Source organism: Streptosporangium sp. NPDC000239 (genome assembly GCF_040300765.1).
GTDB lineage: Bacteria > Actinomycetota > Actinomycetes > Streptosporangiales > Streptosporangiaceae > Streptosporangium.
This window is the reverse complement of sequence record NZ_JBEPEI010000002.1, coordinates 560,073-571,555: the sequence shown is the minus strand read 5'-3', so window position 1 is coordinate 571,555 and position 11,483 is coordinate 560,073. Positions and strand designations below refer to the sequence as shown.

Here is an 11,483-nt window from a genome sequence, read left to right as displayed (position 1 = left end):
CTCCTCCGGAGTCTCAGCGGGCCGTACGGCTCACCCCGGAGACGAGGACGTCGACCACCGTGCGGGCGACGTCCGCACGCGACGGCTCGGGCGCCGGTGCCGTCAGGGGTCCCGCCGGTTCTGGGGCCAGGCAGCTGACGCGCACGCCCTCGGCCGCCCACTCCCCGGCCAGCGCCCGGGTCAGGGCGACCACCGAGGCCCGCGCGGCCGACCGCAGGGCGTGCCCCGCCCCGGGGTACGGCACGGCGGAGTGGAACAGCAGGTGACCCCGCCGCTCACGCAGGTGGGGCAGGGCGGCGTCGGCGACGACGACGGGACCGAGCTGGGCGGCGCCGGTCCTGCCCAGGTCACCGGCGGCCGGCGCCTCGACCACGCCGACGACGTGGTCGATCCCGCCGCTCTCCTCGGCCACGCGTGCCAGGGCCTCCTCGACGGAGCGCGGGTCGCTCACCAGCGTCCAGGGGAAGGAGAACACCGCGGCGCCGTGCCGTCCGGCCAGCTCGGCCACCGCCGCGCCCACCCCGTCCCCTTCGCCTTCGCTCTCGCTCTCGCCCTCGCCGAAGATCACCACGGTTCCGCCGTTCAGCGCCGCGCCGTACGCGGCGGGTGGCTGCTCCGGCACCCGCTCGGCGGCGAGCTGGAACAGCCGCTCGGCGATGAACACGTCGACCGGGTGGGTGACCTTCATGTTGCGCTCACTGCCGGGCACGACGTGGATCGGCACGTCGGGCAGGTAACGCAGCACGACGCCGCAGTCGTCGGTCGGCGGCCGGTCGGCGAAGCCGGGATCGGCGAACGCCCGCTCGTAGGCCTCGCGGATCACCGGCAGGCGGAAGCACTGCGGGGTCTGCACGCGCCGCAGCGCCGCCCGGTCCGGGACCTCACGGACGACCTCCCCGTCCGGTCCCCGCCCGACGACCACGATCGTGTCGGAGGTGGGGATCGCGACCTCGACGGCCCGGTGGGTCCGCAGCGCCTCGACGCACTCGGTGATGACGCGCGGTTCGAGCAGCGGCCGTACGGCGTCGTGCAGCAGCACGTCGCACTCGCGCTCTTCGTGCTCTCCGTGATCTTCAAGGGCCCGCAGCGCCCGCCAGGTGGTCTCGGTACGGCTGGCGCCGCCCTCAAGGACCCGGCTGACCTTCGTGAACCCCCCCGCCGCGACGACGCGCTCCACGTCCTCGGTGAAGCCGGGCGTCATCAGCACGAGGATCTCGTCGATCTCCGGGGCGTCCTGGAACACGGTCAGCGTGTGCTCGATGATCGACCTGCCCGCGATCTCGACGAGCTGTTTGGGGGTGTCGAGCCCGACCCGCCTGCCGACCCCGCCGGCCAGGAGAACCCCGACGGTGTGCGGGCGTGGTTCAAGAACGGTCAAGGTCTGACTCCTCCAACGGTCTGGATACGGCGAGCGTAACGGTTGACCGTCCGATCCCGGCCCGCGGTCCCGTGCTATGCGGTCAAGATCTCGCTACCCTGAGTGCGCACTCCCCGATTCGTACGGCGAAGCCGTCGGATACGAAGGAGCTCTTCTTGCCCGATCCCGATGCCTCCCTCCCCGCGGAGGGCCTCCCCCCAGACATTCCATCCGACGGCTCCACACCTGTTCCCGCCGCCCGGACGGCCACCGTCGTGCTCGCCACGACGGACGCCGCGGGACTGCGCGGGCAGGGCGGCACTCTGCTCGACCGGCTGACCGCACAGCTCTCCGGGCTGCCCACCGGGGACGTGCACGTGGTCACCCGCTCAGGTGACGTCATCCGCGCGCCCGGCGGCGCCTACATGATCGGCTCGGAGGGGTCCGGCGGCCTGGCGGACGACCTGCGCAGGGTCGCGGGCGTAGCCCGTACGGCCACGGGACCGGTCGCGGTGCTCGCCGGGAACCTGGTGGCCCACACCGAGGCGCTGGCGCTGCTGCTCGAACGCCCGGGACGCGACACCGGCGCCCTGGTCACCAGGGGGGACGGAACCCCGCCGGTCAGGATCGACAGGGGGCTGGTCTCCGCGGCGGGGACCTCCCTCCACGACGTGGAGGGCCCGAACGGCGCCTTCCACGGTGCCTTCCAGGTGGGCGCCGACGACGTGCGGACCCTGGCGGCGACCGCGGAGACGCTGGCCGACCTGGCCGAGGCCGGTGGCCTCGGGACGACGGACGGCGCGGAGGCGGGCGAGCTGCTGCTGTCCGGCCTGCTGCGCTCCGGTGTCGCGGTGCGGGCCGTCGGGCTCGGACGGCTGCGCTGCGACCGGGTGACGACGCAGGAGGAGGCGAACGCGGCCCTGCGGCGGCTGAGCGAGGTGGACGAGTCCGAGGCCCGGCTGGACGCGGCGATCAAGAGCGACGACGGCTTCTTCGCCACCTTCTTCGTCAGCTCGTGGTCCGGACACGTGGTCAGGGTCGCGGCGCTGCTGGGCCTGCGGCCGAACGCGGTCACCGGTGTCTCGGTCGGCCTGGCCGTACTGGCCGCCGTCTGGTTCTCCGCGGGCACCCGTCCCGCGCTGGTGACCGGGGCCGTGCTGGTCTACCTGTCGTTCGTGCTCGACTGCGTCGACGGCCAGCTCGCCCGCTACACCCGGCTGTTCTCCCCGTTCGGCGCCTGGCTCGACGCCACCTTCGACCGGGTCAAGGAGTACGTCGTCTATCTGGGACTCGCCCTCGGCTACCAGGGGGAGGGCATCTGGCCGCTGACCGTGGGGGCGCTGATCCTGCAGACGCTGCGGCACACGGTCGACTTCTCCTACGTGGGCGCCAGGGCGGACGCCGAGCGGGCGGGCCACGCCTGGGCGGGGGCCGCGGGTTCGCCGGCCGCCAGGAGCGACGTGGCCGTGGCCGTCGAGGGGCCCCGGCGGCGGGGGCGCGATCCGTACGGACCGGTCGCGACGCCCGCCGAGCCGCCGGTGCCCCCAGCGCCCCCGGCGTCTCAGGTGCCTCAGGAGCCGCCCGCACGGCGGGGCAACGCGGTCGTACGGCTCTCGCACCGTCTGGAGCAGGACTCCCTCACCCGCTGGCTGAAGAAGATCATCGTGCTGCCGATCGGGGAGCGGATGGCGTTGATCGCGGTGACCGCGGCGCTCTTCGACGCGCGGGTGACGTTCCTCGCGCTGCTGGGGTGGGGCTGCGTCGCCATGCTCTACACGCTTTCCGGCCGGGTCGCCAGGTCGATGAGCAGGTGAGAGGGGAGCCATGGTCACCGTTCACATGACGCCGGTGCCGCGCGGCAACGTGGTCGCCTACCGCGACGACGGGGTGCTGTCGCGGGGGATGGGCGCGCTGGTCGTCGGGCAGTTGCCGCCGCTGCCGCCCGTGCTGGTCGGCACGTTCGTGACCGGGGTGCTGCTGCTGGTCGGGGTCGCGGGCACCGACGGGCTGGCCGTCCTGGCCCCCGCCGTCGCGCTGCTGCTGGCGGGCCCCGGCAGCTCACACCCGCACGACGGCCGCCTCGACTGGCTGGTGCCGCCGATCCTGCGCCTGACCGAGTACGGCTTCGTGGCCTCGGTCGGGTTCGCCCATGACGTGCCGCCCTGGCTGATCTTCACCCTGCTCGGCGCGATGGCCTTCCACCACTATGATCTTGTCTATCGTCTGCGGCAACGCGTCTATCCGCCGCAGTGGCTGGCGACCTTCGGGCTCGGCTGGGACGGCCGGATGCTGCTGGTCGCGCTCGGCGGGCTGACCGGGCAGGTCACGCTGGTGTTCGCCCTGCTTGCGCTGTATCTGTGGGGTCTGTTCGGGTGGGAGAGCGTTACCTGCTGGCTGGCCGTACCCCGCTCGAAGGCGGGCTCGGCCGGCCTGGAGACGCATGACTGAGAACACCCGGCAAACCTCCGATTACACGATCAAGGCCTGAAGGCAACTAACCTTTGGGACCAGGAGTGCCCGTCGAGGGGCTCACTTGGATGAGGAGTGCACGTTGCTGGGAATGGTGCTGGCCGCCGGGGCCGGACGACGCCTGCGGCCGTACACCGACACGCTGCCCAAGGCGCTCGTGCCGGTCGACGGTGATACCACGATCATGGACATCTCGCTGCGGAACCTCGCCGCGGCCGACCTCCGTGACGTCGTGGTCGTCGTCGGATACCAGGCGCAGGCCGTACACGAGCGCAAGGCCGAGCTGGAGCGGCGGCACGGCGTGAAGCTCACCCTCGTGCACAACGACAAGGCCGAGGAGTGGAACAACGCCTACTCCCTGTGGTGCGCCCGTGACCACTTCGACCAGGGTGTGCTCCTGGTCAACGGCGACACCGTGCACCCGGCCTCCGTCGAGGAGACGCTGCTTTCCGCGCCGGTGACCGGCGACATCCTGCTCGCGGTCGACAACGTCAAGAAGCTCGCCGACGAGGAGATGAAGGTCACCCTCGACGACGACGGTCACCTCAAGCTGATCACCAAGCTGATGGACCCGGCCGCCGCGGCCGGTGAGTACATCGGCGCGACGCTGATCCGTCCCGGTGCCGCGGAGCGGCTCGCCGACGCCCTCAGGGCCACCTTCGAGCGCGACCCGCAGCTGTACTACGAGGACGGCTATCAGGAGATGGTCACCCGCGGCGAGAAGATCGCCGTAGCCCCGATCGGGGACGTCCCGTGGGTCGAGGTGGACAACCACGACGACCTCGCGAGGGCCCGGGAGATCGCGTGCCGATACTAGCCAGGATGCTGCCCGCCCCGCTGACCATGGAGGTACGGCGGGGCGCGGTCGCCCAGCTCGGCACGCTGCTGGCCGACAGCAGGGTGGCGACCTCGGGGCGGGTCGCGGTGGCCGTCGGAGTGGGGCAGGGCGACCGGATCGCCTCGGTCATCGCCCCCTCACTCGGTGAGGCCCAGGTCTTCCGGGTGGCGAACGGCTCCGTCGACGCCGCGGTCTCGCTCGGCGCCGACCTGCGCAAGGGCGCCTACGAGGCGGTGGTCGGCATCGGCGGAGGCAAGACGATCGACGCGACCAAGTACGCCGCGTCGCTCGCCGGGATCCCCATGGTCGCGGTGGCGACCAACCTGTCGCACGACGGCATCTGCTCGCCGGTCGCGTCGCTGACCCACGACGGCGGCAAGGGCTCCTTCGGTGTGCCCATGCCGCTGGCCATCGTGGTCGATCTCGACTTCGTGCACGACGCGCCCGACTCCCTGGTCCGTTCCGGGGTCGGCGACGTGGTGAGCAACCTGTCGGCGATCGAGGACTGGCAGCTCGGCAACACCGAGCGGGGCGAGCCGATCGACGGTCTGGCCTGCGCGATGGCCCGCACCTCGGCCGAGGCAGTGATCGGCAGGAACGACTCCATCGAGTCCGACGCCTTCCTCACCGTGCTGGCCGAGGCGCTCATCATGTCGGGGATGGCGATGGTCATCGCCGGGTCATCCCGTCCTTCGAGCGGCGGAGACCATGAGATCCTGCATGCCGTGGATCAGCTTTTCCCCGGCACCTCGAACCACGGCGAACTCGCCGGAATCGGTGCCGCCTTCTGCTTCTTCCTCCGCGAGGACTCGCGGAGACTGACCCAGGTCGTCGAGTGCCTGCGCGGGCACGAGCTTCCGGTCACCCCCGGCGACGCCGGACTGACCGAGGAGCAGTTCACCGAGGCCGTCATGCTGGCGCCCTCGACGCGTCCGGGACGTTACACGATCCTGGAGCACCTGCGCCTGTCCGAGCCGGAGATTCGCGAGCGGGTGGGGGACTATGTCCGGGCCGTCGGTCGCTGAGTTCCGCGCGGTCGCCCAGCCGCAGTCGACCATGGGTCGCAACAGCGGCGAGCACTGGGCGGGCTCGCTGTACATGCGCAAGCTGTCGATCTACGTCACCTGGTTCCTCGCCAAGACGCCGATCACCCCCAACCAGACCACCTGGCTGATGATCCTTTCCGGACTGCTGGCGGGCGTGGTGCTCACGGTGCCGGGGTTCTGGGCCGCGGTGGGCGCGGCCCTGCTCATCCAGCTCTACCTGCTGCTCGACTGCTCCGACGGGGAACTGGCCCGGTGGACGGGCCGTACCTCGATCACCGGTGTCTACCTGGACCGGGTCGGGCACTACTTCGCCGAGGCCGCCCTGCTCATCGGTCTTGGCTTCAGGGCCTCGGAGGTCCTGCCCGACTGGTACACCGTGCTGGGCTTCGCCGCCGCGCTCGGCGCCATCCTGATCAAGGCCGAGACCGACCTGGTCGACGTGGCGCGTGCCCGCTCCGGGCTGATCGCGGCGACGGAGAGTTCGGCGGAGCAGTTCCGCTCGCGGGGCCTGGGCATGGCCCGCAGGGCCGCGGCGGCGCTGAAGTTCCACCGGCTCGTCCAGGCGGTCGAGCTGTCCCTCATCGTGGTGCTCGTGGCCCTGTGGGACGCCCTCAGCGGCGGTCTGGCCGCGACGCGGGTGCTCATGGTCGCCTGCGTGGTGGTCGCCGTGCTGCAGACCGCTCTGCACCTGGTGAGCATTCTGGCCTCCAGGCGGCTTTCGTGAGGAACCGGATGGCGTTTCGGTGCGTCGTAGGTGCGGACGTCCCACTGTTTGGTGGGTGTTCGCCGGAGGTTCCGATACGCTTATTTCCCGGTAAATCAGGAAGTTGTACTGAAGCCAGAATCGCCCCACCCAGCAGACTCGGTGATCATGAAAGTATGCCCCGCACGTGCTCTCGACGCGTCAAGGCGATGACGCGTTGAAGATCTCGTGCGTCATCCTCACCATGGGCAACCGGGTCCCTGAGCTGGCCCGGGCCGTCGAGTCGGCCGTCAACCAGGTCGACGGCGATGTCGAGATCGTCATCGTCGGCAACGGCGCGGACGTGCCCGAGCTGCCGGTCACCGTGCCCGCGGGATCGGCGGCCTCGATCAGGACCGTCCGGCTCAGCCACAACACCGGCATCCCGGCCGGTCGCAACCGCGGCGTCGAGGAGTGCTCCGGCGACGTCGTCCTCTTCCTGGACGACGACGGCTGGTACGGCGAGAGCAACGTCATCTCCCACCTTCGTGAGCGCTTCTCGACCGAGCCCGACCTGGCGGTCGTCTCCTTCCGCGTGATGGATCCCGAGGGCGGTGTCGGTCAGCGCCGTCACGTCCCGCGCCTGCGCGCGGGCGACCCCGAGCGGTCCTCACCGGTCACCACCTTCCTCGGTGGCGCCTGCGCCATCCGCCGGTCGGCCTTCCTCCAGGTCGGCGGCCTCCCCGAGCGTTTCTTCTACGCCCACGAGGAGACCGACCTGGCCTGGCGGCTGCTCGGCGAGGGCTACCGGATCGAGTACGACGCCCAGACGGTCATGTACCACCCGCAGGTCCCGCCGACCCGCCATGCGGACTTCTACCGCCTCAACGCCAGGAACCGCGTCTGGCTGGCCCGGCGCAACCTCCCCTGGCCGCTGGCGGCTTTCTACCTCCTCAACTGGATCGTTCTCACCCTGCTCAGAGAACGTTCCCGTCCGGCGCTGCGCGCCTGGTTCACCGGCTTCACCGAGGGGATGCGCGAGCCCGCGGGCGAGCGCCGTCCGATGGGCTGGAAGACCGCCTGGCGCATGCTCCGCCTGGGCCGTCCCCCGATCGTCTGAGCCGTCAGCCGGGCGCGGCGGCGTGCGGCTGACCGAGATCGTCTTCTCCTTGCCGAGGAGCGGTTCCACCGGTTTCGAACCGGTGGCCGCACGGGCGCGACCGGTCGGTCATATGCCTCGGGCGTGCGGATCCTGCGGGGCTGTCAGGAAAGGGGCGAGGCGTTCGAGCTGGTCGACGGCGGAGACCAGGTCGTCCGCCAGGGGATGCACGAGGACGTGGTCGGCGCCCGCCTCCAGGTGGGCGCCGAGCCTGCCGGCGACGGTCTTCTCGTCCCCCCAGCCCAGGATGGCGTCGATGAGCCGGTCACTGCGTTCACCCGCGAGGTCGTCGTCCCCGTAGCCCAGGCGCCTGAAGTTGACGGTGTAGGGGGTCTCGACGTCACGGAACCGGGCGGGGGTCAGGGCGCGCATCCGTGCCCTGGCGGAGACCGGGTCGGTGTCGAGGACGACCGCCTGGTGAGGGATCAGCAGTTTGCCGGGCCCCAGCCGCTCGCGCGCGATCGCGGTGTGCTCGACCGGCTGCATGAACGGGTGCGCTCCGTCGGCGTGGTCGGCGGCGAGCCGGTGCGCCCGGGGCCCCAGGGCGGCCAGGACGAGGGGGTAGCCGATCTCCGGGAGCAGCGTCGTCGCCGCGGTCGCCATCGCCTCTAGATAGGCCTGTAGCTCTCCCAGTGGGCGGTCACCGCCGTGCCCGCCGAGACCGAGGACGAACCGCCCGGGGTAGGCCTCGGCGAGGGTGGCGGCGCCGCCGTGTGCGGCGAGGGGCTCGCGCATCCGGATGTTCGCCACCCCCGTTCCGACGACGATCCGGTTGGTCGCGGCCAGCATCACGGCGTGCTGGGTGAACACCTCACGTCCGGCGCCGAGGGAGGTCGCCGGGGGTTCGCCGCTCCACAGTGAGCCGTAGCCGAGCCGTTCGACGCGGGCGAACTGCTCACGTTGCACGCCGACGGGGGTCCTCAGCAGAGTGGGCGGGGCCAGCCAGACACCGAACCGGCCCAGCCTCAGACGTGTCTCTTCCACGGTCACGATCGCCTGCCTCCGGGGTATGGGAGGACTCCCCACTATTCGGAGAGGCCCTCCGTTTTGTGTATACCACAATACGGAGGTTGCCTCCGATTGGCAATCGATGCACGTCGTCGAGCGGCCTGTCACAAGGCGGCTGCTGTGTCGTGAGGAGAGGGAAGCCCTGTTCCAAGCGGCCGGGTTGCCCGGCCTCTCCCGAGGGCGGGTTGCCGGGGCCTTGTCCTGAGGAGGCCGGGTGGGGGCACCTTGCGCCATGGGCGGGCCCCGGGGCGACCGGAGGGGGTCGCGGTGGGGCGGACGGAGGGAGCCGTCGGCCTGGGCGCACCGGGCGGAAGGCGCCGGGTGGGGCGCGTCGAGTGGGGGCGCCGGGTGGAGGGCGCCGGGTGGAGGGCGCCGGGTGGGGCGCGTCGAGTGGGGGCGCCGGGCGGAGGGTGTACTCGCCCACCTCGACCAGCCGCTGTTCCGGGTGCCGCTGCCGGTCGAGGTGGGCGAGACGCCGATGGCGGCCGTCCGGGTCGGGCGGCCGCCATCGCTGTGGTCCGTGGACCAGCTCGTGGGAGGGACTAGGGAATCCAGTTGAAGGTGTCCGGGTCGGGGCCGACCCGCTCGTCGCGGTTGAGGGCGGAGATCGTGTTCATCTCCTCCTCGGAGAGCTCGAAGTCGAAGATGTCGAAGTTCTCCTGCATGCGCTCGCGCCTGAGCGACTTGGGGAAGACGATGTCGCCCCGCTGGATGTGCCAGCGCAGCGTCACCTGGGCGGGTGTCCTGCCGTGCCGTTCGGCGATCCGTACGATCGTCGGGTCGGTGAGCACCTTGCCCTGCGCGATCGGCGACCACGCCTCGGTGGCGATGTCGTGCTCGGCGTCGAACGCCCTGATGTCGTCCTGGGTGAGGTACGGATGCGCCTCGATCTGGTTGACCGCGGGCACGGTCTCGGTCTCCTCCAGGACCCTGCGCAGGTGGCTCACGTGGAAGTTGGAGACGCCGATGGCCCTGACACGCTCCGAACGGTAGATCTCCTCCAGGGCCCTCCAGGTCTCCACGAAGTCACCGACGGCGGGCAGCGGCCAGTGGATGAGGAACAGGTCCAGGTAGTCGAACCCCAGCTCCTCCAGCGTCCGGTCGAACGCCTTCAGGGCGTCGTCGTGGGCGTGGAAGCCGTTGTTCAGCTTGCTCGTGACGAACACCTCGCCCCGGTCGAGACCGGACGCCCTGACCGCCTCGCCGACCTGTGCCTCGTTGCCGTACATCTCGGCGGTGTCGATGTGCCGGAAGCCGACTTCGAACGCGGACAGCACCGCCGCCTTCGTCTCGCCAGGTTTGATCTGGTAGGTCCCGAATCCCAGCTGCGGGATCTCGACGCCGTTGTTCAACCTGATGATGGGTACCGAAGTCATCCGATTTCCCCTTGATGTCTGTGTGTTGAGCCCCAAGCATGCCGGTACCCGGCTTTGTGCCGTTTAACAGGTACCCCCTCGACATCGCCGACCGGCATCGTGACCCCGCTGACCTGGAGAGAAGGGACAAATTTCCCTTATGTGGTGATAAGTGGTGAGAAGCGGGAAGGGGTGCGGCACCCAAGGGCGGGGAAGAGCCCCCGGGCCGCAAGGTCCGCCGAAGCCGTACGAGGGCGGCGCCGGTGGTCGTCCGGCCCGGGGGTTCCGCGCGCTTCGCGGCCTCTCCGGGGTTCACGCGGCGGCGTCTGCGGGCTCCGGGTCGGAACGGGGAGACGGGAGGGGGCCGGAGGGCTCGGGAAGCCTCAGCGTGATCAGGACGGCCACGGCCAGGACCGCGACGAGGCAGACCAGCACGGTGCGCACCCCCCAGGCGTCGGCCAGGGCGCCGAAGGCGGGGGAGAGCAGGCCGCCGACCGACAGGGTCAGCCCCAGGGTGAGCCCGCTGGCCGTTCCCACCCGGTTGGGAAGGTAGTCCTGAGCCAGGGTGACCTGGGCGGCGAAGGGCACGAACAGGGCGGTGCCGAACAGCGCCGTACAGCACAGCACCCCCGCCAGGCCGGGTGAGAACACGACGCCCGCCACCGCGAGCGCGGCCGTCAGATAACCGAGGCGGATCGTGCTCAGCCGTCCCCGTCGTTCGGCGAGCCATCCGCCCGCGAGGGTGCCGACCACGCCGCCCGCGGTGAAGACGGTGAGCGTGGCCGTCCCGGTGGCGGTCGAGACGTGGAAGCGGCCGATGACGTTCAGGGCGGCGAAGGAGCCCATGACGACATAGGGGATCGACCAGAAGACCGCCAGGGCCGACAGCCGGGCGAACGCCCGCCAGTCGTCGCGCCCCGTGGCCCCCTCCGCGCTCGCCGGGGCGGTCGCGGTTGCCGGGCCGGAGTCGGAGACGCGCCGGGCCAGGAGGTAGCCGACTCCGGCCACCACGGCGGGCACGGCAAGCAGCCAGGTGCCCCGGGTTCCGGCGGCGTTGAGGACGAGGGCGACGAACAGCGGGGCGAGCGCGCCTCCCACGTTGCCGCCGACGGAGAAGACGCCCATCGAACGCGCGGAGCCGCCGCCGGCGACCCGTGCGGCCTTGGCCGCCGCGGGATGGTAGGCGGCGACGCCCAGGCCGGAGACCGCGATGGCGAGCCACGTCCACGCGTAGTCGTCGACCAGGCCGGACAGGCCGACCCCGACGCCTGCCGCGATCATGCCCACGGCGACCAGCCAGCTCATCCGGCGGCGGTCCACGGCCACGCCGAACAGCGGCTGCACGACGCTGGACAGCCCCGTGGCGGCCACGACGATCCCCGTGGCCAGCGCGTAGCTGTAGCCGCGCTCGGCCACCAGGAAGGGGAGCAGGGCGGGGACGGCGCCCTGGTACATGTCGTTGACCCCGTGGGTGACCGTGAGCAGCCCCAGGGCCCTGCGGTTCTTCACTCTCTCGTGCGTCCTTCTCATGAAAGTCCGAGGACTGTCCTCAGACCTCAGACAACATAA

The 11,483-nt window shown here is 71.2% G+C and carries 10 protein-coding genes; 6 read left to right on the top strand and 4 right to left on the bottom strand.

The genetic code is table 11. The features are described from left to right. Positions 1-13 precede the first annotated feature (13 nt). Entirely contained in the window at positions 14-1,378 is a 1,365-nt protein-coding gene (locus ABT340_RS08080; protein ID WP_352009949.1) for an SDR family oxidoreductase, read from the bottom strand. Positions 1,379-1,533: 155 nt separating this feature from the next. On the opposite strand from ABT340_RS08080, the gene ABT340_RS08075 reads away from it, so the two are divergent. The 6 genes from ABT340_RS08075 to ABT340_RS08050 all read left to right on the top strand — a co-directional run bounded on the left by ABT340_RS08075 (position 1,534) and on the right by ABT340_RS08050 (position 7,512). Next, the gene (locus ABT340_RS08075; RefSeq protein WP_352009948.1) at positions 1,534-3,171 is read left to right on the top strand and encodes a CDP-alcohol phosphatidyltransferase family protein; all 1,638 of its coding nucleotides are present in this window, start codon (positions 1,534-1,536) and stop codon (positions 3,169-3,171) included. 10 nt (positions 3,172-3,181) lie between these two features. Further along, complete coding sequence (locus tag ABT340_RS08070) at positions 3,182-3,805, top strand: DUF5941 domain-containing protein (RefSeq protein WP_352009947.1); 624 nt, start codon at positions 3,182-3,184, stop codon at positions 3,803-3,805. Positions 3,806-3,908: 103 nt separating this feature from the next. Further along, entirely contained in the window at positions 3,909-4,643 is a 735-nt protein-coding gene (locus tag ABT340_RS08065) for a phosphocholine cytidylyltransferase family protein (protein ID WP_352009946.1), read from the top strand. Positions 4,644-4,648: 5 nt separating this feature from the next. After that, positions 4,649-5,689 carry an iron-containing alcohol dehydrogenase family protein gene (locus tag ABT340_RS08060; protein WP_352010172.1) on the top strand — a complete coding sequence of 347 codons (1,041 nt, stop codon included), beginning with the start codon at positions 4,649-4,651 and terminating at the stop codon, positions 5,687-5,689. Beyond that, positions 5,667-6,434, top strand: a complete 768-nt coding sequence (locus tag ABT340_RS08055; RefSeq protein ID WP_352009945.1) for a CDP-alcohol phosphatidyltransferase family protein — start codon at positions 5,667-5,669, stop codon at positions 6,432-6,434. Before ABT340_RS08060 ends, ABT340_RS08055 begins: the two co-directional genes overlap by 23 nt. 196 nt (positions 6,435-6,630) lie before the next feature. Then, a complete protein-coding gene (locus tag ABT340_RS08050) occupies positions 6,631-7,512 on the top strand; it encodes a glycosyltransferase family 2 protein (RefSeq protein WP_352009944.1) in 882 nt (293 codons plus the stop codon). 108 nt (positions 7,513-7,620) lie between these two features. Here ABT340_RS08050 and ABT340_RS08045 read toward each other — a convergent pair whose 3' ends face one another. The 3 genes from ABT340_RS08045 to ABT340_RS08035 form a co-directional block, all read right to left on the bottom strand. Further along, a complete protein-coding gene (locus ABT340_RS08045) occupies positions 7,621-8,535 on the bottom strand; it encodes a TIGR03620 family F420-dependent LLM class oxidoreductase (protein WP_352009943.1) in 915 nt (304 codons plus the stop codon). Positions 8,536-9,101: 566 nt separating this feature from the next. After that, the gene (locus tag ABT340_RS08040; protein ID WP_352009942.1) at positions 9,102-9,935 is read right to left on the bottom strand and encodes an aldo/keto reductase; all 834 of its coding nucleotides are present in this window, start codon (positions 9,933-9,935) and stop codon (positions 9,102-9,104) included. 291 nt (positions 9,936-10,226) lie between these two features. Continuing rightward, positions 10,227-11,444, bottom strand: a complete 1,218-nt coding sequence (locus ABT340_RS08035) for an MFS transporter (protein ID WP_352009941.1) — start codon at positions 11,442-11,444, stop codon at positions 10,227-10,229. Between the last annotated feature and the right edge of the window lie 39 nt (positions 11,445-11,483).

What these genes read in the sequence shown, in the direction of transcription:
- ABT340_RS08040 (WP_352009942.1), bottom strand. Translation starts at nt 9,935, where the DNA reads ATGACTTCGGTACCCATCATCAGGTTGAACAACGGCGTCGAGATCCCG.
- ABT340_RS08060 (WP_352010172.1), top strand. Translation starts at nt 4,649, where the DNA reads ATGCTGCCCGCCCCGCTGACCATGGAGGTACGGCGGGGCGCGGTCGCC.
- ABT340_RS08070 (WP_352009947.1), top strand. Translation starts at nt 3,182, where the DNA reads ATGGTCACCGTTCACATGACGCCGGTGCCGCGCGGCAACGTGGTCGCC.
- ABT340_RS08035 (WP_352009941.1), bottom strand. Translation starts at nt 11,444, where the DNA reads ATGAGAAGGACGCACGAGAGAGTGAAGAACCGCAGGGCCCTGGGGCTG.
- ABT340_RS08055 (WP_352009945.1), top strand. Translation starts at nt 5,667, where the DNA reads ATGTCCGGGCCGTCGGTCGCTGAGTTCCGCGCGGTCGCCCAGCCGCAG.